Origin of the sequence: Marinigracilibium pacificum, assembly GCF_012926615.1 — a bacterium.
Lineage (GTDB): Bacteria > Bacteroidota > Bacteroidia > Cytophagales > Cyclobacteriaceae > Mangrovivirga > Mangrovivirga pacifica.
This window is the reverse complement of sequence record NZ_JABBNU010000010.1, coordinates 41956-65431: the sequence shown is the minus strand read 5'-3', so window position 1 is coordinate 65431 and position 23476 is coordinate 41956. Positions and strand designations below refer to the sequence as shown.

Below are 23476 nucleotides of genomic sequence, written 5' to 3'. Positions count from 1 at the left end.
ATATAAAAATGAAAGTTTTTATCTTCGTGGGTTATTAATGACAATTTTTTTAACCTGATGACCCGAATTTTTTAATCATGAGAATGACAATTAAACGAAAGTTACTTTTCGTAATACTTGGGATTTTTTTATTGGCATTTGCAGGGAGTGTGTCCTATATAATTAGTTCCTTAAGGAGTGAGACAGTTGAAGACGCAAAAAATCTTGCAAGAAGCTATACAAAGCAAAATGCAAACGAAATAGAATCTATTTTTAATAAGGATCTTGGCGCATTAAGGGCAGCAGCTGGCACCTTACAGAGCTATGATAAGTATACTCTTAAGGAATTTCTTCCTGTTAGGGATAAAGTATTAACAGCGATTGTTAAGTCAGACCAAAGATATGCAAATGCATGGGCTAATTTTGAATTATTTCATTATGATACGGCCTATTTTAAAGATCATGGTAATGCCTGGAAATATGTTTTTCAATCTGGTGAAGTCAAGGCAGATACGATTAATACAGAGGGTGATAGAGGTGCATATCTTGAAATGAAGCTAAAGAACAAAGAGGAACTTGCTGATCCTTATATAGACCCGGTTTTTGGAGAAGATGTTTTAATTACATCTGTTATTGTACCTCTTAATGATGAGTCTAAAAAATTCATTGGTATTGTAGGTGTAGATGTGGTTTTGTCAGATCTTCAGTTTATTTCAAATTTAAAGCCTTATAAAGAAGCAAGAACGATTTTGTATTCTCATGACGGAACAATAATTGCTCACGAAGATGAATCATATGTAGGTACAAAAGTAGATTCTCTTTTCGGTGAATGGTATGATAGAAATGAGGTTATTCAAAATTTATCCAAAAAAGGAGATCACTCATACGAAAAGTATTTGAGTTCTTTTGACGAAGAAGTGCTAATAGACTTTCAAAAAATTCAGTTAGGATCATCTGATAAAATGTGGTTTATGGCAACATTAATACCTAGATCAGTAATCATTAAAGAAATTAACATAGCAACAAGAAATGGTGTAATTATTGCCTTATTAGGTTTTATTGTTTTGGCAATTCTGGTGTATTATTTATCAAATAGAATCTCAATAGCTTTAAAAAAGGCATCTGATACATTAGATGATTTATCCAGAGGGAAAATTGCAGGTGATGAAAAGTTAATTATTAATACTAATGATGAATTATATGATATTTCTATCAGTATTAATAAACTAATAGAAAATTTAAGTTATAAATCAGATTATGCAAGAGCTATTGGCGAAGGAAATCTTGATTATGAACTGGAGAACCTGGATGAAGATGATGTTCTTGGAAAAGCATTAGTAGAAATGAAATATAACCTTCGTTCAGCTCGTAGTGAGGAAGAAAAGCGAAATTGGGTTACAAAAGGTCAGGCTCACTTTTCTGATATGCTGAGAATTCAAAGTGGAACAGATCTGAAAGAATTTTTTGCCAAATTACTGAAGGATTTTGTTGACTATGTCCAAGTGAATCAAGCGGGAATATTTCTCTTAAATGATGATGATACTGATAACTTGCATTTGGAACTTGTTAGTGCTTATGCTTTTGATAGAAGAAAGTATTTAAATCAAAAGATCGAGCTTGGGGAAGGTCTGGTGGGGCAATGTTTTCTGGAAAAGAAAAACATATATTTAACTGATGTTCCGGATAACTATATAACAATCAAAAGCGGTTTAGGTGATGCTCCCCCACGTTGCATTTTGATAATGCCTTTAATAGAAAATGAAAAGGTAGTTGGGGTATTGGAAATGGCAAGTTTTACAGTTCTTCCTGAACATTACATGGAGTTGATTGACAAATTATGTCAAAGTATGGCGGCTACAATTGGTGCGCTAAAGATGAATGAGCGTACTAAACAGCTTCTTGAACAAACCAAAGAACAGGCTGAAATGATGAGGTCTCAAGAGGAAGAGATGAGGCAAAATATGGAAGAATTACAAGCTACTCAAGAAGAAATGGCTAGGCGTCAAAGGGAGTCTGATGAATTAAATGAAGAACTTATGAGGAAGCTAAATGAAAAAGAAATGCAATAAATAATTAAAATAATAAGTCATTTAATTTAATAATATATAAAGCTCTGGAGTCAAACTCCGGAGCTTTTTTTATTCATAACAACATTAGCTTTGAATGATTAAAGTTAAAAAATAGGCTGTTTAAAATAGGTTACGAATTCCCTTTGAAATGATATTAAATTGTATTTAATAAATGATTTTGAGCATTAGGCAAAATATCATTTTCATAGAAAAATTATAAAAATTGATTTTAGTTTAGAATCTAACATTGGTAGGTAAGACTAATAGAAAGTTAATACCTTTGCGCCGAGCTGTATAATATTTTTTTAACATGAGAATAACAATTAAACGCAAGTTACTTTTTGTAATCCTGGGTATTTTTCTGTTAGCATTTACAAGTAGTGTTACATACATAATTACCACACTTAGGACAGAGACAATTAAAGAAGCTAAGAATTTGGCTCGTAGTTATACTAATCAGAATGCTAATGAAATCAAGGCCATTTTTAATAGTGACTTTGGTGTGGCAAGGACAGCAGCTAGAACTTTGGAGCGTTATTCAAAATATGACTTAGATGTATTACCGGATATTAGAGATAAAATGCTGCTTGGGATGTTACAAAATAATCCAGGATATTATGATTCTTGGGTAAGTTTTGAATTATCACATTATGATACAGCCCATTACTATGATTACGGTAGAGTAAGGACTATTGCATTTCAAGCAGGAGGCTGGCAGGTCGATACGCTCGAATTAGACGGTGATAACAAAGAAAGTGACTATTACTGGCTCAAAACCAATGTAGTTGAAGAACTTTCGAATCCTTATATCGATCAGGGAATATTGATGACATCAGTTTGTATCCCATTAAAAGACCCAAGTGGTAAATTTATTGGGTTGGCAGGTGTAGATGTTGATTTAACAGATCTACAGTTTATTTCTGAATTGAAGCCATATGATGAATCACAAACGATCTTATTCTCAGACAACGGTACAATTGTAGCTCATGAAAACCATGATTATGTAGGTACTAGTGTAGATACTCTGTTTGGTGACTGGTTTAGTAAAAGTAAAGTATTGGATAAAATTGAGGAGAACAAAAACAATACTTTTGAAAAATACATGGCCAGCTTTGATGAAGAAGTTTTAATCAACTTCCAGAAAATAGACTTTGGAGGAACTGCCCAACCATGGTTTTTGGTTACATTGATTCCTAAGTCTGTAATTGTTAAAGAAGTTAATATTGCCACAAGAAATGGTATAATGATAGCTTTGCTAGGCTTTTGTATTTTGGCTGTGGTATTATACTTCTTATCAGATCGAATCTCATCTTCATTGATTAAGGCATCGCAAACATTATTTGATTTATCTAAAGGGATGATTTCCGAGAAAGGCAAATTAAGACTGAATACCAACGATGAACTAAATGAAATATCAACAAGTATCAACACTTTAATTGATAACCTTGCTGAGAAGTCTGATTATGCTAGAGCTATTGGTGAAGGCAATCTTGATTATGAGTTAGATAATCTGGACGAAAATGATGTTTTGGGTAAGGCTCTTGTAGAGATGAAATATAACCTTCGGAAATCAAAAGAAGACGAAGAGAAAAGGAATTGGGTTACTAAAGGTCAGGCACATTTTTCAGATATGCTTAGAATAAAAAGTGGAACTGATTTAAAGGAATTTTTTGCTGGTTTATTAAAAGATCTTGTGAACTATGTGGAAATAAATCAGGCTGGTATATTCCTTCTTAATGATGACGATAATGAAGACCATTATCTGGAGCTAATTAGTGCTTATGCATTTGACAGAAGAAAATATATTAGTAAAAAAGTTGAGCTTGGTGAAGGTTTGGTTGGACAGTGCTATCTGGAAAAAAAGAAAATTTATATCACTGAGGTGCCTGAAAACTATATCAATATTAAGAGTGGTCTTGGTGATGCAACGCCTAGATGTGTATTGATTATGCCATTGGTTGAGAATGAAAAAGTTGTTGGAGTTCTAGAAATGGCAAGCTTTAAGCAATTGCCAGATCATTATATGGAACTAATAGATAAGCTGTGTGAAAGTTTAGCTGCAACAATAGGTGCTCTAAAAATGAATGAAAGAACCAAGGAGTTACTTGAGCAAACAAAAGAACAAGCTGAAATGATGAGGTCTCAGGAAGAAGAAATGAGACAAAATATGGAAGAGCTTCAGGCAACGCAAGAGGAAATGGCCAGAAGACAGCGAGAATCTGACGAACAAAATAAGGTTTTAATGGCCAAACTTAAAGAAAGAGAAATGGAGTTAAACCTCAACTGAAAATATAAATAATCATTTGTATATAGATACCTCGGACTAATTTTTCCGGGGTATTTTTTTTGTAATTTTTTAAGAATTGAATTATTGGGTTAAAATTTTTTAATCCAATAATAAATATTACAAAAGGCTTATTTTTCTTATTGTTTACATAGTCTGAAAGTTGATTAGTTTAATTTAATGGTAGAAAATTCATATTTTAAGTATTAAAATTCTAGTTTTTATAATCTTCATTTTGAATTAAAATCTGACATAATTATGATAGCATCATAAAAAGATAATATCTTTATATGCCTTATAATATTTTTTAATATGAGAATGACGATTAAACGTAAGCTACTTTTTATTATTCTTGGGATATTTCTTTTAGCTTTTGTAGGGAGTGTGACATATATAATTAGCACACTGAGAACTGAAACTATAAAGGAAGCAAAAAATCTTGCCAGAAGTTATACATCTCAAAATGCTAAAGAGATTGAGTCTATTTTTAACACAGACTTGGGGATTTTAAGATCAGCATCAGGAATACTTCAGAAATATGATAAAACAGAGCTTCATGAACTGTTACCTGTTCGGGATAAGGCATTACAATCTATTGTAGATTCGGATATCAGATATGCGAATGCATGGATTAATTTCGAATTATCTCATTATGATACAGCTTACTATAAAGATTATGGTAGAGCTAGAAAAATTGTTTTTCAGTCAGGTGAAGTCTTATATGATACTTTAAGTCTGGATGGAGATCAGGAAGGAAGTTTATACAAAACACTTAAGACTACAGGTAAGGAAGAGTTATCAAATCCGTATATAGATGCAAATGTTGGTGATGACATATTAATTACCTCTGTATGCGTACCGCTCAAAAATGACGCTGAGAAATTTATCGGAGTAATTGGGATTGACGTTATTCTTTCAGATTTACAATTCATATCTGAACTTAAACCTTATGATGAAGCCAGAACTGTTTTGTTTTCTAATGATGGGACTATTATTGCACATGAAGATATTGGATTAGTTGGAACCAAGGTAGATTCGCTTTTGGGTAATTGGTATAATAAAAATGAGGTGTTGGAAATGCTTTCTAAGGATAACAACCACTCATATGAAGAATATCTAAATAGTTTCGATGATGAAGTCTTGATTAATTTTCAAACTATACAACTTGGTACATCTGATAAACCGTGGTTTGTGGCAACATTAATTCCTCGTTCGGTTATTATCAAGGAAATTAATATAGCTACCAGGAATGGTATTATAATAGCCCTTTTAGGATTTGCAATATTAGCTGGAGTTCTTTATTTCCTCGCTGATAGAATCTCTCATTCTTTGGCTAAAGCTTCTAATACATTAGATGACCTTTCAAGAGGGAAAATTTCTGATGATGATAAACTGGATATTCAGACAAATGATGAACTGAACGATATTTCTAATAGTGTTAATAAGTTGATAGATAATTTAAGTCATAAGTCAGAATATGCCAGAGCAATTGGTGAAGGAAATCTTGATTATGAATTGAGTGATCTTGATGATGAAGATGTTCTTGGAAAGGCATTAGTTGAAATGAAATATAATCTTCGCAAGGCTAAAGAGGAAGAAGAGAAGCGAAATTGGGTAACTAAAGGTCAGGCGCATTTTTCTGATATGCTGCGAATCCAAAGTGGTACAGATCTTAAGGAGTTTTTTGCTAAGCTTTTAAAAGACTTTGTTAATTATGTTGAGGTAAATCAAGCTGGTATTTTCTTATTGAATGATGACGATGCTGATAATCCATACCTTGAGTTAGTTAGTGCTTATGCATTTGACAGAAGAAAATACATCAATAAGCAAGTTGAAATAGGTGAAGGACTGGTTGGGCAATGTTATTTGGAAAAAAAATCAATTCACCTTACCCATGTTCCTGATAATTATGTTAATATTAAAAGTGGTCTTGGTGATTCTACTCCACGATGTGTGTTGATTATGCCATTGGTAGAAAATGAAAAAGTTGTTGGAGTACTGGAAATGGCAAGCTTTAAAGAATTACCAGAACATTATTTAGAGTTAATTATAAAGCTCAGTGAAAGTATGGCCGCAACTATTGGTGCATTAAAGATGAATGAACGCACGAAGGAGTTGTTAGAGCAAACGAAAGAACAAGCTGAAATGATGAGGTCTCAGGAAGAAGAGATGAGGCAAAATATGGAAGAGCTTCAGGCTACGCAGGAAGAGATGGCGAGAAGACAAAAAGAGTCTGATATTCAAAATGAAGAGTTGAGACGGAAACTGGCTGAAAAAGAAGAAGAATTAAAGTCAATAAAATAATACGTCAATGATTAATTCATATAGAAAAATATTAACCTTAACCCTGATTTTTACGATCGGGGTTAATTTTTTATATGCCCAGAACGATCGGGATGTTGAAATACCTATAAATTGGAGCTACCTAGCTACCCCTTTTGAAGAATCAATTAGAGGAATTGCTACAAGCGAAGATGGTGTGTTATGGGTTTCAGGAACTAATAATCTTGTAGCAAAGTATGATACTACAATTGGTAAATGGGAAGTATTCAGACCAGGGGTCGAAAGTCACACTTATGATTTCAGGGATATTGAAGTAATTGGAGAAACTAAAATCATAGCAATGGCGGCTGGAGAAGATAAGGCTTCAGCTGTCTATTTATCTGAAGATGGAGGTAAATCATGGGCAAAAGTGTATGATAACCCTGAAAAGCAAGGTTTTTTTGATGCTATAGCTTTCTATGATTCAAATAGAGGTATTTTGGTTGGAGATCCGATTAATGGAAGGTTTTTTATTTCAGAAACTCAAGATGGAGGTAAAACCTGGAATGAATTACCTATGGATTCAAAACCTCAAACTCAAAAAGGTGAATATCAGTTTGCTGCCAGCGGAACTCAGTTAAGAGCATTCTCCAACGGAATGGCAATTATAGTATCAGGGGGGCAATTTGCACGGTCTTTCATATCCAATAATTATGGTTTGAACTGGGAAAGTTACCCTACGCCTGCTTTACAAGGAGATCAATCTAGTGGCTTATTTAGTGTATGTAAATTATCTAATGGGAGCTTTATTGCTGTAGGAGGAGATTATGCACAGCCCTTTCATGCAGAGAACAATGTTATAACCAGTATGGATGGTAAACAGTGGAGAATTGTTCCTCATAGAAAATTTCCAGGGTATTTGTCCTCAGTTCAAAATTTTGGTGATTATATAATCGCAGTTGGTGCTGTAAATTCCTATCTTTCAGATTTAAATAAAGTATCGTTCAAATTATTTAGTGCCGATGGTTTTCACTGCTTATCAGCTACTTCAGATCGCATGTATGCTGCCGGAAGTGATGGCCTTGTTGCTTATATAACTCTAAAACAAGTCGAAAATGCAATACAGAGAGAGAAGAACTAAACTTGCAAACATCATTGGTGAAGGCTTGATCCTTATATCCGGTAATGATGAAGCTGCAATGAACTACAGAGATAATGTGTATCCGTTTCGTCAGGATAGCACTTTTTTATATTTATGTGGAATTTCACAGCCTGGGCTAGCATTGATTATTGATGCAAGTACAGGTAAAACAACTCTCTTTGGTGAGGAGATGACTACAGATGATATGGTCTGGACTGGTCCTCAACCTTCTTTAAATGAGCTTGCAGATAAAGCACATATTGACGATGTAAAACCGTATTCTTCGATTAGAGAGTTTTTACATAATCAACAAAAAGAGGTTTGTTTTCTCCCTCCCTACCGTGGTGATAATGTTCTAAAGATTGCGTCATGGTTAGGTGTTCGATCTGCTGATGTTATGAATGGTGCTTCTGAGAAGCTGATCAGAGCAGTAGTTTCTTTAAGAGAGATAAAGGATGAGGACGAGATAAAAGAAATGGAGAATGCAGTAAATGTTACTGCTGAGATGCATATTGAGGCGATGAAATATGCCAAAGAAGGCATGACTGAGGCTGATGTTATGGCTAAAATTCAGTCTATAGCTCTTGCTAAAGGTACAGGAACCTCCTACCCTCCCATTGTTACCCGAAATGGAGAAATTTTGCATAATCATCATTATCACTCTACCTTAAAAAAAGGTGATCTTCTGCTTATAGATGCAGGAGCTCAAAATAATATGTTTTATGCTGGTGATATTACCCGAACCTTTCCAATAGCTAAAGATTTTACCCAGCAACAAAAAGAAATTTATTCGATCGTTTTAAATGCTAATAAGGAATGTATAATAGGTTCTAAGGATGGAGTATCAAACTTGTCGTTACACCTTAGAGCTGCAAGAATTATAGTCGAAGGACTTTCAGCTTTGGGCATCATGAAGGGTGATCCTGACGAAGCTGTAGCTGCCGGAGCACATGCCTTATTTATGCCTCATGGCCTGGGACACCAAATCGGGCTGGATGTTCATGATATGGAAGACCTTGGAGAGAATCTGGTGGGCTATGATGATCAAATTGTAAGGAGTACACAATTTGGACTCAAATCACTTAGACTAGGTAAAAAATTAAAAGAAGGAATGGTAATCACTGTTGAACCTGGTATTTACTTCATTCCTGGCTTGATTGATATCTGGAAGAATGACCAGATGTGTTCTGAATTCATTAATTACGAAAAGCTTTCCAAATACAGAGATTTTGGAGGAATACGTATTGAAGATAATATTCTTATTCAGAAAGATGGTCACAGGATTTTAGGAAAACCGATTCCTAAAGAAATTGCAGATGTTGAAAAACTAAGATAGATCCTCTTTCGTATATAGATTGAATATTCATTAAATTTATATTCATGAATTAAACCCTTGTATGTGATTAATATCACTTTATGCAAGGGTTTATTTTTTGATATTTGCATAAAAGAACGAACAAGACGAATAAATCATGAATGAATTAATTGATTTTATCAAACAACCTTGGCCTTGGTATGTGGCTGGACCATTGATTGGGTTAACAGTGCCAACGCTTTTGATTTTGGGGAATAAATCATTTGGAATATCCTCATCTTTAAGACATGCTTGTGCAGCTTGTTTTCCGGCTAATATTCCTTTCTTTAAATATAACTGGAAGAAAGAAATGTGGAATATTTTCTTTGTAATTGGAATTTTGATTGGTGGTTTCATTGCCGCTTCATTTTTACAAAACCCTGAAGAAATTAGTATTGCAGAAAGTACAAGAGCCGACCTTTCAGCATTTGGAATTACAGATTATAGTAGTCTGCTACCTGCTCAAATATTCACTTGGGAAAATCTATTTACAGGTACAGGATTAGTTTTCTTTGTGATCGGTGGTTTTATGGTTGGTTTTGGTACAAGATATGCCGGTGGATGTACTTCCGGTCATGCTATTATGGGATTGAGTAATCTACAGCTACCTTCTTTAATTGCAACCATCTTTTTTATGGTTGGAGGTATTGTTTCGACCCATTTCTTATTACCGGTTATTTTTAAATTCTTCTTTTAGACTAGACTATCATGGAAAAACTAATAGATAAAGATATTCAAGTAGTGGTTGATAAACCTGAGGAGTGCGAGGCACCTAATCATCAGGAATCATCAGAGAGTTTTGCTAGTTTGCTTAAGTACTTAATTGTTGGTACTATTTTCGGGATAATATTCGTAAAGGCAGAAATTATTTCTTGGTTTCGAATTCAGGAAATGTTCAGATTCCAGTCATTCTTTATGTATGGCGTAATCGGTTCTGCAGTTATTGTTGGAATAATTTCCGTACAGATTATCAAGAGACTAAATATCAAGACAATCAAAGGTGAGACGATAAAGATTGCTAATAAAGAGTTTAGAAAAGGCCAAATAATCGGGGGATTTATATTTGGCTTAGGTTGGGCTATCACGGGGGCATGCCCGGGTCCATTATTTGCCCAGATTGGTTCAGGCTTTACAGTTGTATTTATTACTCTGTTAAGTGCTATTGCTGGAACCTGGGTATACGGTAAATTTTCAGATAAACTGCCAAAATAGTGTGTGAAAGTTTAGTTGAATCAAAGCTTTTCTCGAAAGGGAAAAGCTTTTTTGCATTATAGTAGTTTTATTTTCAGACTATTATAAATTGTCCTTATCTTAATATCATTTTTAAACCAACATTGAAAATGATTAATTCAGAAGCCAAAAAGAAAATTGCACTTGTTGCTCATGACCATAAAAAGGAAGATCTGGTAGATTGGTCATTAGCAAATAAGGAAAAATTGCAAGATCACGAATTATTTGCTACTGGTACTACGGGTAAACTTTTAGAAAAAAGGTTGGGATTACCTGTTACCAAATTTTTGTCAGGTCCTTTGGGAGGTGATCAACAAATAGGAGCTTTTATAGCCACAGGTGAAATTGATATGTTAATATTTTTCTGGGATCCGTTAGAGCCACAGCCACACGATCCGGATGTAAAAGCCTTGTTACGTTTGGCTGCTGTATGGAATATCCCTGTAGCTTGTAATGAAGCAACTGCAGATTTTATTTTTACATCTCCCCTGCTCAACAACCAATATGAACGAAAAGTTGATAACTTTTTTAGTCATATTAATAGAAAAGTCAAATAAGATAAAACCACCTTACCCATGAAAACTGTAAAGATCAGAGCTATAATTGTTATAGTTATTTTTTTTATAATTAATGCATGTACAACTAAAACCAATCAAATGGATTTCGATAGTCAAGGACACCGGGGGTTTAGAGGGAAATACCCCGAAAATACCATTCAGGGATTTATGAAAGCCATTGATACTGGTGTTAAAACTCTTGAAATGGATGTGGTAGTAACCAAAGACAATCAATTGATTGTTTCACATGAACCATATTTTTCGGATGAAATATGTGTGAATTTTGATGGTTCTGATTTGGAGAATTACTCTAAAGAAAAATACAATATATATTCAATGACTTACGATGAAGTTCAGAAGTATGATTGTGGTTCAAAAGTACATCCCAGATTCCCTGAGCAGGAAAAATTCAGGGTAGTCAAGCCATTATTAGAAGAAGTTATAGAAACTTCTGAGTCTTATAGCATGCAAAATTATTCAAAGGAACTATTCTATAACATTGAAATTAAATCGTTACCAGAAGGAGATTCTGTTTTTCATCCTGCTCCATATCAGTTTGCCGAATTACTCATAAATAAAATTAAGGAACTGGATATTGATGATCGAACCTATATTCAATCTTTTGACAAACGTGCCTTGCAAGCGGTAAAGTCTATCGATCCTGAAATTAAAACTGTTTTGTTGGTGGAAAACATCAGAGGTTATAAAGCAAATATAGAGGAACTAGGATTTAACCCCGATGTTTACAGCCCTGAGCATACCTTTGTAACTAAAAGAATGATAGGTGATTTACATAAAGATGGTATTAAAGTGATTCCGTGGACGGTAAATGAATCAAGTGAAATGAAGAAGTTAATTGAGATGGGAGTGGATGGGATTATATCGGATTTTCCTGATATTTTGATGGAGGTATTAAATAAATAAGAAAGGAGCTGTGCTACAGCTCCTTTCTTATTTTTAAACTGAGGCTTTTAATGGCTCAATTTCAAAATCTTCTGATTTCGGAAGAGACTTGAATCTCTCAGTCATTTCTTCAGGTAAAGTAGTTAACTTTCTCTTTAAAATATCGATCCACGCACCTTCAACGATGACTTCAGCTGCTTTTACACCATCTTCTCTGTAAACAACATGTTTGATCGTCCATCTTGAAGCATCTTCTCGTATTTTTAACAAATTGGTTTCTACGGTGATATGCTCGCCAAAAGGAACCTCGCGTAAATATTTTAATTCTTCTCTGAATAAAACAGGTCCGATATGTAGTTTTTTGAATAAATCGAAGGTAAGACCAGCCTCACTTAAGTATCTTAATCTAGCTTGTGCACAAAAGTCTGCATAAGCCGAATGTCTCAGGTGAATATTAGCATCGATGTCAGACCATCTTACCTCAAATACGTTTTTTAATGAATTACTCTGCATAGTTAATTTATTGCAACTGTGTATTTAATATTTCTTTAATAGTCGGGATATCAGCAAGTTGCCTGTCTCCTAGTGCCGTCCAGCCTCTTTTTTCAAAACGATCAACGATTGTATCAATCGTATCTGTGCCTACATTGTAGTCTTTCATTTTTGTTTTGATTCCCAAAGATTCAAAAAATCTTTCAGTTGCTTCAATTGCTTTGTCTATTTTTTCATTTTCAGAACCTTCTGTTATGTTCCAGATTCTTTCAGCGTATTGAATTAACTTATCTTTCTTTTCTTCTTTCAAGACTCTCCATACTCCAGGAAGAACAATTGCAAGGGTTCTTGCGTGGTCAATTCCATGTAAGGCTGTTAGTTCATGCCCTATTCCATGTGTCGCCCAGTCTACCGGAACTCCGGCTCTGATTATTCCATTTAATGCCATTGTTGCACACCACATTAAGTTGGCCATAGCATCATAGTTTGATGGATCTTCATAGGCTTTCGGACCTTCTTCAATAAGTGTTAATAAAATCGATTCTGCCAATCTGTCCTGAAGAGGGGCATCAACTTTATAAGTCATATATTGCTCAACAACGTGTGTGAAAGCATCAACAACACCATTTGCAACCTGTCTTTGAGGAAGTGTAGATGCAACTGTTGGATCTAGGATACTAAATTGAGGAAAGGTAAATGGTGAACCAAATGCAAGCTTTTCTTTTGTTTCAACTTTTGTAATAACCGACCCTGAATTCATTTCTGATCCTGTGGCTGGAAGTGTCAATATTGAACCAAATGATATAGCTGACTTTACTGGTTTCTTTTCACTTAGAATTGTCCATGGATCACCATCATTAAAAGGGATTGCCGCAGCAATAAATTTGGTTGCATCGATAACTGACCCACCTCCTACTGCCAGTATAAAATCAATTTGGTTTTCTCTTGCTAATTCAACTGCCTTCATGGCAGTTTCATAGTGAGGATTTGGTTCAATTCCACCAAATTCAACAATGAAATGCCCTTCTAATGCTTTTATTACTTGATCATAAACCCCGTTTTTCTTAATTGAGCCACCGCCATAGGTGATCATTATTCTTGATGATGTAGGTATATGATTAGGAAGTTTGCTTATTTGATCTTTTCCGAAAATTATTTTTACCGGATTATAAAATTCAAAATTGTTCATATTTGTGCCTTTTGGTCTTGTTAAAACGGTATGGTGATTAATATTGTTACTGTTATTTGATAAATTACTGTTGTAACAAGTATTTATTTTATCTGGTTTAACGTAAATATATAATGACTAAATGATTCATTATCAATGTATTTTCACAAAGTCATATTATTATCTATTTTCATTACAAATCTTTTCAGTTTTGTTAAGATTTATTCACAAAATATATGTGATGAAGCTGAAATAAACTTTAAAAATCAACATCTGGAAGAAGCTTTAGATTGTGCCAATAAATGTCTTTCCGAATATCCAAAAAATGATGAAGTGAGACTGCTAAGAGCCCAGATTTTTGAACAAATGAACTTATCAGATGAGGCTTTGTTAGATTATGCTATTCTAAATCAAAGAAATACCAAAAATCCATTTATTTTTTTAAAAGCCGGAATTACTGCCTATAACAATCGGAATATTATTATGGCCAATGATTATTTTATCAAGGCCAAAAATATTACGGATACTATGAATTACAATACAGACATTTTATTTCAGTTAAATGAACAGGGATATGTTACTACTGTAAAAGATCAAAGTTATCTTCCTGACGCAATTTCATACTATGGAACACTAAGTTATTTTTTAATTGGTAATCATGATCTGGATACAATTAGAAACTTCAGTCAAGCAAGTGCTTTTAAATCTGCATCAGAAATTGATCTGTTAGTTTTTGGTAATAGTTTTTCCGAGCACGATATGAACCAACCTATTTTTTCAAATATTGGTAATGAAATTTTTGGACAACGTATTAATGACTGGCTTTCCAGATCAATCGAGGCAAATAAAACAGGGTTGGCAATGTCATTAATAAAAGAGTTATCAAACAGAGGATTCAAAATGGAAATGTACTCAAATGAATTGATATATCTTTTATTGACTAATAACCTACCCGTACCGGACAGCATTTTTGTAGATTTTAATTCTTTAGATAACTACGAGAAGGTTTATAATATCGCCTTGCTAAAAGAGAAGAATGGAGAGTTACAGGAAGCAGAACAGATATATTTGAGTTTGATTGAAATTGCTCCAACAAAATTAAATGCAATTATGGGCAGAGGGAATATCGCTTTTAAACAAAATAGGTATAGCGACGCTATTGAATGGTATTCATTGGCAATCAGTTTAGATCAACATTATGATAATGCTTATTTTAATCGAGCAATGAGTTATTTTTCAATTGATGAATTTGAAAGTGGCTGTCAGGATCTTGATTATATTTCGAACAATGGAAATAAAGATGTTGATGAATTAATTAATAAATTCTGTGACTAATATTATGAACAGTTTTTATATTATTAAGTTTACTTCTAAGTTAATTTTCTTTGGAATTATATAGGCACATAGCAATTAAAGTACTTTACTCTGTTTTATTATAAATCAAAGAAAACCAATATTAAAAATTAGGAAGTTATTTTGATAATTAAACTTGAAAACTCAGAATTATTGTTTGAAAGTATGCAATTGAATTTAATCTAATCAATTCAATCCGTAATTGATAATGGGATTTTTGTGTGATTGACTAAATTTTATATGCTCAATAGCGTTATTAAAATGTTTGGATGTTAGAGATCAAAGATACAGTTAGGACCTTTGTTGGTAAGATGGTAGGCTTTTTCTTAAAAGCTCTGGCAATTGTTATTGGTTTGTTTTTGACTATTTCATTATATCTTCAGTTTCCTCCCATTCAGAATTTTCTAATAAATGAGGTTGAAACAATAGCTTCAAAACAATTAGGTACTTATGTTGAAGTTGGACATTTGGGATTGACAATTTCACCCGGAATTTATTTAGAAGACATTTTAATTAAGGATAAAAGAGACTCCGAAATGCTTGTATTAAAGCATTTTGATGCTGGAATTGACATTGCTCCTCTATTTTTTAAAGAGATTCAATTAAGTAACATTGATATTAGTGGTTTAAAAGTCAACATTTATATGGTTGATGAAAACCAAAATAACCTGGATGAATTATTTAAAAGTGATGGGAAGCAAGACTCCGTTTCAGAAACTTCCGAAAATGTTGAAGGTGGAAGTTGGGAATTCATTGGAGTCCGTCATGTATTACTAGAGGATATTGATGCTCGATATGAAATGGCAGGGATCAATTTAAATGCAATTCTTGATGAACTAAAGGTTAAAAATGTTGAATTGAACCTAAGTGAATCAAATTATTTGGTCAAATCATTTGAATTGAATGGGCTGGAATTTGAAATGAATTCTACACTGGCTGATTTACCAGAAAATGAAGAAGATACTTCCACTTCAATATTACCAAATATCAAAGTTAAAGAGTTTAATGTCAGTGATTTGGATTTTGCCTGGAATGATGAGTCCTTGAATCAGTTTTATGATTTGGGTATTGATCAATTTCATATTACAAATGCTAATGTGCTTTTAAATAGTAATGAGCTTGAGGCTTCTGAAATAGAATTGGCACTAAAAGACTCAAATCTTAAAATCTTACCTGGAAGTAATGATGAAGAAGAAGTAGAAAATGAAACTCCGGTGGAATCAGAAAATAAACTGCCTTTCGCATTTGGGTATTCTATTTTAATCGGAAAGCTTGGAATTGAAGTTCCTTCCCTGGTACTACAGATGGAAGATCCTGTTTCGGACAGCACTCATTTTAATCCGGGTTATATAGAGTTAAAGGAGTTTCAGCTTGCAATTGAAGACTCACTGGTTATCAATGATTCCATCCTGCAACTCTCAGTTAGTAAGTTAACTGGTAAGGTTAATAATAATGGCGTATTGTCATCCGCCAAGCTTGATCTTAGAGCTGATCCTATCAATGCTTCATGGAAAATCCCGGAATTAGTTTGGGGAGGCTCATCATTAAGTTCTAATGGAATTATTAATTATAGTGAGTTTTTTAAAGACAGTCTAAATCTTTCAAATATTGAATTTAAAACTATATCAGAATGGAGCTTGGATCCTGCAGATTTACAATTTTTCCTTGCGGATTCAACTTTTAATCAGCTGAATAAAAACCTGGTGAACCGGGCTAAAATTGATGGTAAAATAAAGCTTAATGGCGACCAGTCAAAGGTAATTATTGATACAGCTTATGTTTTTCATGCGGATGCATTTGTTCATGCAGGAGGCGTATTTTACAAGGAGTATAAAAGTAATAATCAGTCAGATATTGTTCTTGAAGCCTATATTCCAAAGTCATTTGCCATGAATTATTTATCAGGTATTCCCCAGGTTAAAAGTATGGTTTCAGATTTGAGAGTTAATTCGAGAGTGTATTCAAAAAATAAGGCACTTGAACTGGAAATCGATGCAGAATCTGATTATTTAGGCCTAAGTGGTAAAGGGTATTATGAATTATTTAAGGAAACAAGAGATTCGGCAAACTTCAGATTAGTAGACATGCATGTCGATTTATCAAGATATGATAGTTTGCTTCCTAAGATTGAAAGATCCCAGGCATCCATCTACTGGAAATCGTTAAAGGAAAATTCAATTTATAGTGGTAATGTTAAATTGTATGATTTGAAGTATGGTAACTGCAAGGCTGATTCAATCTATGCAGAATTGATACCAGAAAATGATAATCTCTCCTACTTATGGCTATTATCCGCTAATTTGAAAGAATGTGGTATTTTACTCGGTGGTGGAAGTTTAAAGAATGATTATTCAGAAGTGACTTTTGATTCTCTAAAAATTGATGATTTTTACCTTGGTACATTTGTTGAAAGCTTGCCGCTAGTATTAAGTGGAGACATAAAAGGTACTGTGGGAATTTCTGCTGAAACCAGCTGGGATTTAAACATTAATAATATCAAATTTAATCAGAAAGATTCTGCAACTATTTATGAATATGGGGATTGGATTACTGAAGGTATAATAACAGATAGTTCTCACAATATATTGTTTTCGGGAGAGTATCTGGATATCAATTCGACAAGCAATTCAGGGTTTGAATATTGGAATGAATATATTTCGGAGTTTAAATATATAAATGATTCTCTACCAGGTCCGCATTCTATCAAAACTAGTATTGCTGGGAGGGATTTAAGTGGGCTTATCAAACCTTTTTATCCGGCAATGGTAGACTTGGATACATTTAACATTTCTGTTGAAGTTGTTAATGATACACTCACCGAGTTAGATGCTTATTTACCCAAAGTCGTTACCACCAGTTGGACAATAGACACGCTTTTAATGGATCTGAAGACAGACAATAATAATCGCGTGTTTCTTGACTTTGAATTAAGTGAGTTTAGAGCGGGCGATATATCTCTGGCAAACTTAAATCTCCGGTCTGACATGCTTTCTAATCATGATGTATTAATAGAATTATTGTTGAGAGATCAGAATGATAGCCTGAAATACAATATGGAGTTGATTTTTAGCGATGAAGGCAAGAGGAAGGTTATAAAACCATCTGAAAATCAATGGCTTTTGAATTACTCCAAGTTTGATTTAGATCAAAATGGTCGAATAATTTTTGATACTGACGGAACTACCGTTAAGGACTTTTCAATATCAAAAGGAGAACAAGAATTAGCTGTTAATTTGTCTGAAGAATTAATTGATATTGATTTTCAGAAATTTGAGATTGATAATTTCCTGGGCATGGTAACTTTTAGAGATTCACTTGATTTAGTTCAAGGGAAATTAAATGGAAATATTAATGGTAAACTGAATAGCAATAATCAATTTCTAGGGAAAGGCAAGGTAAAAATAGATGAGCTTTATGTGGCAGAAATTGAGGCAGGGTTATTAGAAACGGATGTTGAATTTAATGACCAAAAGTTAAATGCTAACCTTAATTGGAAGGATGAAATCAACAATAACCTTGAAGCCCATGCTGTTTTAAATAAAAGAAATTCAAATCTACAGTTTGATGTCTTATTTAACACTGAAGAGTTCAATAAGTATAACTCGCTATTACCTAGTGAATATATTCAAGTCATAAACCTGAAATCACAAACAAAGATATCAGGTTCAGCAGCAGGAGAAGATTTTAATTTTGAAGGAAATATTAAATTTCAGAATGCAGATTTAATTTTACCATTTTCAGGTACAGATATAAAAATTCAAAACGAAGAGATTTCTTTTAATCAAGACAAAGTTGATTTTGAAGAATTCAAGATTAGAGATAAAAATAATAACCCTTTGGTTTTAAAAGGTATTGTTGAATTTCCCGCAGGATACGGTAATCCGGTAGTTGATTTATCAGTAAAATCAGATGGAATTTTACTGCTTGATAATACAAGAGAAGACTTTAATACTTTATATGGAACAGTATTTACTTCTATAAATTTAACTGCAAAAGGATTAGCAAGTTCACCAAAAATTGATGGAGAAATTTCAATTCTCGATAAGACGGATATCACATTTGAGTTAGAGGGAGAATCTCTTGAATTGATATCAGATGAAGGTATAGTGAAATTTAGCCAGGAGGATGAAGAAGGGAATGTTATTATTCCTGAAGAAAAAAAGCCAAATGTATTAGACTCAATAAAAGGCCAGATTGGTCAGTTTTCAGCTAATATAAAATTGAAAATTGACCCGAAAGCTAAGACCAGCCTTGTTATAGATCCGAATTCAGGAGATAATCTGACAATTAATGGAAATGGAGATCTGGCGTTAAAAGTTACCACTGATGAGATAAATCTTTCCGGAGTGTATGTTGTGAAGGGAGGACAATATAATCTTAACTACTACGGTCTGGTAAAGAAGCAGTTTGAATTTAAAGAAGGTAGCAGAGTTATCTGGAAAGGTGATCCTTATGAAGGAGAAATTAAGTTTGAAGCATTTAATACGATTAAAACAAGAAGTAACAACTTGTTTAGCGCTGGTACCACGAATGTATTAGGTAGTGGTCTTGATGAACTAAATGAACGAATACCATATCAAGTTGGGATTTTGATAACAGGAATAGTTTCAGAACCTGAAATTAAATTCACATTAAGCCTCCCACCTGAATTAAAGGGGAATTACCCAAATATTGAGCAAAAGCTAGCGCAATTAGATACCGAGGATTATGAACAAGAGAGAAATAAACAGGTGTTTGCGTTACTTGTTACAGGTGGTTTTATTAGTGAAACTCCATCTCAGGGAGGTAGTAATTTTGCTACTTCAGCAGCCAGGAATTCAGTAAATGGTATTTTGACACAGCAGTTGAATAATTTTGGTAATAAGATAGCCAAAGGAGTTGAAGTGAATTTCGACGTAAGTTCTTATGACAATCCTACCTCTGGTAATACCACTACAGAGGTTGATTTTAGTGTTTCCAAGAAGCTATTAAATGACAGGCTTGAAGTGCAAGTAGGAAGTTCTGTGGGTGTAGAAGAAGGAAATGACCGGTCAAAAAGTACCGTCGGGGCTGCTGAATTTGTTGTATCTTACCAATTGACAAAGGAAGGAAATCTTAAGATAAAAGCATTTAGAGAGAATCAATTTGATATGGTAGATGGTGAGATAACTAATACAGGTATTTCATTGATCTTTGTTAAGGATTTTGAGGAGTTCAATCAATTGTTTAAATCAAAAAAGAAAGAAGAAGAAAAAAAGGGTGAGGAAAGTCAGGATAAAAATGGAAATAATCAGGAAGCAGTAATTGAAGAAGAAAATAATGACTAAAAGGTATTTTATTAATCTTATTATTCTCCTTGGATTATTATCCGGATGTACCGGTATGCAATACGTACCGGACGATGATCATTTAATAACAGACTTAGAAGTTGACTATGTAGATAAAAGTTTACTTTATAACCCTCAAAAGGTTTATCAGGAGGTTTATTCAATTATTGAGCCTCAGCCAAATTCCAAGTTTTTATGGATGCGAACAGGTATTGTCATTAACGGATTGATGCCAAAAAAAGAAAAAGGAATTTTTTATTTTATCGCAAATGAAATTGGTGCTCCTCCTGCCCTGCTTTCTAAAATGAATGAAGCAGAGTTAATTGAAGTGATAAATAACAGACTGTTTCATTTAGGGTATTTCAATGTTAGTACCGAGATCAAAATTGATTCATTAAAAGATAAAAAGGCCAAAGTCAGATTTATAATTGACTCACAGAAACCTTATTTTATTGAGTCTTTAGAATCTGGTATTGACACTCAAAATGACTCTTTAGATCAACTTTTTGTTTCTTCTTTTGATAATATACAGTTAGACAGTGGGACTTATTATCAGTTAGACAGGATAAAGAGGGCAAGAAGTAACATAGCGAAAAATGTAAACAACAATGGGTATTATTTTTTCAATGAGGAGGATATGGAATTCTTTGTTGATACTTTAAATAATGAAAATCCAAATTCTGTTAGATTGACACTAAACATTAAACCCAATAGAAGAGAAAGAACCTTAAAATATTATACATTGGACTCGGTAATAGTTAGAGAGGACCTTCCTCCTGCAGAATTTGATTCATCCAATGTCAGAGTTACAAAAATAAAACCCGGTGTCTACATTAGCTCTGCAGAAAAAGAAGCAAAATATAAATCAAAACACATTTCCAGAGGAGTGTTTTTGTCACCAGGTAAGGAATATGATCGTAGAGAGAGAGAAAAAACATATCGATATCTATCCGGAATGGGGGCGTTTAATTATGTCGATATTCAGCTGATTCCTGAAACTAATGCAAATAAACTCAGACCCACTATCGGTTTATATAGTTTTCCCAGAATGTCATTTTCGACTGAGATAGGTGTAAATGCCAAAAGTAATAATTTCGTTGGTCCCGGGCTTAAGCTTACCTGGTTAAACCGAAATATTTTCAGAGGTGCCGAGCAGCTAACCATATCGCTTAATGGAAATCTGGAACGTCAATTTGGAGGGCCTCCAGAGCAAAGAAGAAACAGCTTTTCATATGAGGCAGGTATTGAGGCAAAGTTGAGAATTCCAAGAATGATACCTTCATTCATCAATTTTAATCGCTCAAAGTATGTTTCCTTTACAGAGTTTAAGCTTGGATATACACAATATCAAAGAGCAGGGCTTTATGGAATCAGAACAGCTCAGGCAAGTGGAGGATACCAATGGAAGGGTTCTGCCACGGAAGATTTTTATTTAAAACCATTTGAGTTGAATTATTCTTCATTATTTGCTGAATCAGATGAGTTCCTGGATTACCTTGATCAAAATCCATTTGTAAGACAAAGCTTTTCACAACAGTTTATTCTTGGATTAAATCTTGGCTACTCAAACAACCAATTAGAAGAAAAATTAGATAGAGAGAGATTTTATTATACTGTAGATTTCCAAAGTGCCGGAAATGTGCTTTCGTTATTTTCATCTAAGAAAAATGAGGTTGATGAAGAGTTTTTGAATGTACCTTATGCTCAGTTTGTGCGATTAACTCAGGAGTATCGTAAATATTTCAGTGTTGGAAAAAAAGGAAATGATCTGGCAACAAGAATCCTTCTGGGAATTGGATATCCGTATGGGAATTCAAGAAGTTTGCCCTATGTAAGGCAATATTTTAGTGGAGGCCCGAATAGTTTGAGGGGTTTCAGAGCAAGAACAATCGGGCCCGGAACCTATGTAAACACTTCCGACCAGTTGATTTATGTCGATCAGACCGGTGATATCCGTTTTGAAATAAATGCTGAATACCGAAAGAAGTTAGCAACATACTTTGAGGGTGCATTTTTTATAGATGCCGGTAACATCTGGTTATTTAATGAAGACCCTGATAGACCTGGAGCAAATTTTGAATTCAAAGACTTTTATAAGGAGATAGCTATTAGTGGTGGAGCAGGATTACGAATTAATCTTTCTGTAATTGTTATTAGGTTTGATCTGGCTTTCCCATTACGCAAACCAATTGATGACACAGGTTTTGAATGGGTGTTTAGTGATATAAATCCGTTTAAAAAGGATTGGAGAAGGGATAACCTGATCCTGAATTTTTCAATCGGTTATCCCTTTTAAGATTATATATTATTTGATTTCGCAGCAAGATTCGCCATTCTATATAGTACTCGTGCAGCTACGTTTCCATCCCATTCATTTTCTTCACCGGCTGTTTCTGAAAGATCAAAACCAATGATTTTTTTATTTTGCCTCAAGAGTTCAACCAGTAAGTAGTTGGCTTGCTCAAATTCCAGTCCACCAGGAACAGGAGTTCCGGTATTCGGACATAAGTTTGGTTTAAGTCCATCAATATCAAAGCTTATGTAAACCTTCTCCGGAAGGCCAGCAACGATCTCCTCACAAATCTCAGCCCACGGTTTTCCGTTATACATTTGATCTTTAATTTGATGATCATAATAAACAGAACACTTTTCGCCCAGAGATTCAGCAAACTCAACCTCTTCATCACAAAAATCCCTGATTCCCACTTGTGCAATTTTTGACACTGCAGGTATATATTTCATGACATTGTAGAATATTGATGCATGAGAAAGGTTAAACCCTTCGTAGGCCTTTCTAAAATCCATATGCGCATCAATTTGCAGAATACCAAAAGAGGTGTGTTTTTCGGCAAGAGCTTCCAGAAAACCCAGAGGAACCGAATGCTCACCTCCTACTAGTCCGACAAATTTATTTTGTTCCAGAAAGTATTTTGTTCGCTGATTTACCCATTGCCTTAGTGAATCACAAGCTTCATTTATTACCGACAGCATATCCTGTTGAGTTTGCGAAGCTGCTATATCACCACCGCTTTCAAGAAAGTCGATATAGCTTTTTGCTACAATTCTGAAGTGATCGCTCTGATGCAGCCAATGTTCATCAGAAGGAACCATATAAATACCTTTTTTCCATGCATCAGGCACATATGGATCATAAAGGTCAAGTTGAGAGGAGGCCTCAAGGATGTTTTTTGGTCCAGTAGAGGTTCCTGCTGAGTACGAAACAGTTACATCCCAGGGGACAGATAACAGGATAATGTTACTGTTGTTTTCATCAAATGGAAGTCCGATAAAATGTCCATTTTTTAACCCTACTCCATTAGGGTCAAAACCATCTATAATATTTTTAGTGCTCATTTTAGAATTATAAGTTTTACAGGC

Annotated in this window: 15 protein-coding genes; 12 read left to right on the top strand and 3 right to left on the bottom strand. The window is 34.0% G+C overall.

What is annotated here, in order from left to right; genetic code table 11:
- Positions 1-77: 77 nt before the first annotated feature.
- The 9 genes from HH304_RS15800 (at position 78) to HH304_RS15760 (ending at position 11800) form a co-directional block, all read left to right on the top strand.
- Entirely contained in the window at positions 78-2048 is a 1971-nt protein-coding gene (locus tag HH304_RS15800) for a GAF domain-containing protein (protein WP_169683409.1), read from the top strand.
- Between the two features lie 310 nt (positions 2049-2358).
- A complete protein-coding gene (locus HH304_RS15795; RefSeq protein ID WP_169683407.1) occupies positions 2359-4335 on the top strand; it encodes a GAF domain-containing protein in 1977 nt (658 codons plus the stop codon).
- A 309-nt stretch (positions 4336-4644) separates the two neighbouring features.
- Positions 4645-6636, top strand: a complete 1992-nt coding sequence (locus HH304_RS15790; RefSeq protein WP_169683405.1) for a GAF domain-containing protein — start codon at positions 4645-4647, stop codon at positions 6634-6636.
- Positions 6637-6643: 7 nt separating this feature from the next.
- Positions 6644-7735 carry a WD40/YVTN/BNR-like repeat-containing protein gene (locus HH304_RS15785; protein ID WP_169683403.1) on the top strand — a complete coding sequence of 364 codons (1092 nt, stop codon included), beginning with the start codon at positions 6644-6646 and terminating at the stop codon, positions 7733-7735.
- Positions 7710-9071, top strand: coding sequence for an aminopeptidase P family protein (locus tag HH304_RS15780; RefSeq protein WP_169683401.1), 1362 nt, complete (start codon positions 7710-7712; stop codon positions 9069-9071). The genes HH304_RS15785 and HH304_RS15780 overlap by 26 nt, the downstream gene beginning before the upstream one ends.
- Before the next feature lie 136 nt (positions 9072-9207).
- Positions 9208-9786 carry a YeeE/YedE family protein gene (locus HH304_RS15775; RefSeq protein ID WP_169683399.1) on the top strand — a complete coding sequence of 193 codons (579 nt, stop codon included), beginning with the start codon at positions 9208-9210 and terminating at the stop codon, positions 9784-9786.
- A gap of 11 nt (positions 9787-9797) precedes the next feature.
- Complete coding sequence (locus tag HH304_RS15770) at positions 9798-10301, top strand: YeeE/YedE family protein (protein ID WP_169683397.1); 504 nt, start codon at positions 9798-9800, stop codon at positions 10299-10301.
- A 128-nt stretch (positions 10302-10429) separates the two neighbouring features.
- A complete protein-coding gene (locus HH304_RS15765; protein WP_169683395.1) occupies positions 10430-10876 on the top strand; it encodes a methylglyoxal synthase in 447 nt (148 codons plus the stop codon).
- An 18-nt stretch (positions 10877-10894) separates the two neighbouring features.
- Positions 10895-11800, top strand: a complete 906-nt coding sequence (locus HH304_RS15760) for a glycerophosphodiester phosphodiesterase (RefSeq protein ID WP_271711656.1) — start codon at positions 10895-10897, stop codon at positions 11798-11800.
- 33 nt (positions 11801-11833) lie between these two features.
- Here HH304_RS15760 and HH304_RS15755 read toward each other — a convergent pair whose 3' ends face one another.
- Positions 11834-12292: an acyl-CoA thioesterase gene (locus HH304_RS15755; protein WP_169683393.1), complete on the bottom strand. Its 459-nt coding sequence runs from the start codon at positions 12290-12292 to the stop codon at positions 11834-11836.
- 7 nt (positions 12293-12299) lie between these two features.
- Positions 12300-13460: an iron-containing alcohol dehydrogenase gene (locus HH304_RS15750; RefSeq protein WP_169683391.1), complete on the bottom strand. Its 1161-nt coding sequence runs from the start codon at positions 13458-13460 to the stop codon at positions 12300-12302.
- Positions 13461-13595: 135 nt separating this feature from the next.
- Here HH304_RS15750 and HH304_RS15745 point away from each other — a divergent pair, with 135 nt between their 5' ends.
- From HH304_RS15745 to tamL, 3 genes are all read left to right on the top strand, one after another.
- Entirely contained in the window at positions 13596-14774 is a 1179-nt protein-coding gene (locus HH304_RS15745; RefSeq protein WP_169683390.1) for a tetratricopeptide repeat protein, read from the top strand.
- 287 nt (positions 14775-15061) lie between these two features.
- Positions 15062-20098, top strand: a complete 5037-nt coding sequence (locus HH304_RS15740) for a translocation/assembly module TamB domain-containing protein (protein WP_169683387.1) — start codon at positions 15062-15064, stop codon at positions 20096-20098.
- Complete coding sequence (tamL, locus tag HH304_RS15735) at positions 20091-22394, top strand: translocation and assembly module lipoprotein TamL (protein ID WP_169683386.1); 2304 nt, start codon at positions 20091-20093, stop codon at positions 22392-22394. The genes HH304_RS15740 and tamL overlap by 8 nt, the downstream gene beginning before the upstream one ends.
- Positions 22395-22396: 2 nt before the next feature.
- Here the strand turns inward: tamL and HH304_RS15730 are convergent, their stop codons facing one another.
- A complete protein-coding gene (locus HH304_RS15730; RefSeq protein ID WP_169683384.1) occupies positions 22397-23452 on the bottom strand; it encodes an agmatinase family protein in 1056 nt (351 codons plus the stop codon).
- Positions 23453-23476 lie beyond the last annotated feature (24 nt).

Bases quoted from the DNA above. Each gene is read 5' to 3' on its own strand.
- HH304_RS15770 (WP_169683397.1), top strand. From the start codon at position 9,798: ATGGAAAAACTAATAGATAAAGATATTCAAGTAGTGGTTGATAAACCT.
- HH304_RS15740 (WP_169683387.1), top strand. From the start codon at position 15,062: ATGTTAGAGATCAAAGATACAGTTAGGACCTTTGTTGGTAAGATGGTA.
- HH304_RS15785 (WP_169683403.1), top strand. From the start codon at position 6,644: ATGATTAATTCATATAGAAAAATATTAACCTTAACCCTGATTTTTACG.
- tamL (WP_169683386.1), top strand. From the start codon at position 20,091: ATGACTAAAAGGTATTTTATTAATCTTATTATTCTCCTTGGATTATTA.
- HH304_RS15765 (WP_169683395.1), top strand. From the start codon at position 10,430: ATGATTAATTCAGAAGCCAAAAAGAAAATTGCACTTGTTGCTCATGAC.
- HH304_RS15730 (WP_169683384.1), bottom strand. From the start codon at position 23,452: ATGAGCACTAAAAATATTATAGATGGTTTTGACCCTAATGGAGTAGGG.
- HH304_RS15775 (WP_169683399.1), top strand. From the start codon at position 9,208: ATGAATGAATTAATTGATTTTATCAAACAACCTTGGCCTTGGTATGTG.
- HH304_RS15795 (WP_169683407.1), top strand. From the start codon at position 2,359: ATGAGAATAACAATTAAACGCAAGTTACTTTTTGTAATCCTGGGTATT.
- HH304_RS15780 (WP_169683401.1), top strand. From the start codon at position 7,710: ATGCAATACAGAGAGAGAAGAACTAAACTTGCAAACATCATTGGTGAA.
- HH304_RS15790 (WP_169683405.1), top strand. From the start codon at position 4,645: ATGAGAATGACGATTAAACGTAAGCTACTTTTTATTATTCTTGGGATA.
- HH304_RS15745 (WP_169683390.1), top strand. From the start codon at position 13,596: ATGTATTTTCACAAAGTCATATTATTATCTATTTTCATTACAAATCTT.
- HH304_RS15800 (WP_169683409.1), top strand. From the start codon at position 78: ATGAGAATGACAATTAAACGAAAGTTACTTTTCGTAATACTTGGGATT.
- HH304_RS15760 (WP_271711656.1), top strand. From the start codon at position 10,895: ATGAAAACTGTAAAGATCAGAGCTATAATTGTTATAGTTATTTTTTTT.
- HH304_RS15755 (WP_169683393.1), bottom strand. From the start codon at position 12,292: ATGCAGAGTAATTCATTAAAAAACGTATTTGAGGTAAGATGGTCTGAC.
- HH304_RS15750 (WP_169683391.1), bottom strand. From the start codon at position 13,460: ATGAACAATTTTGAATTTTATAATCCGGTAAAAATAATTTTCGGAAAA.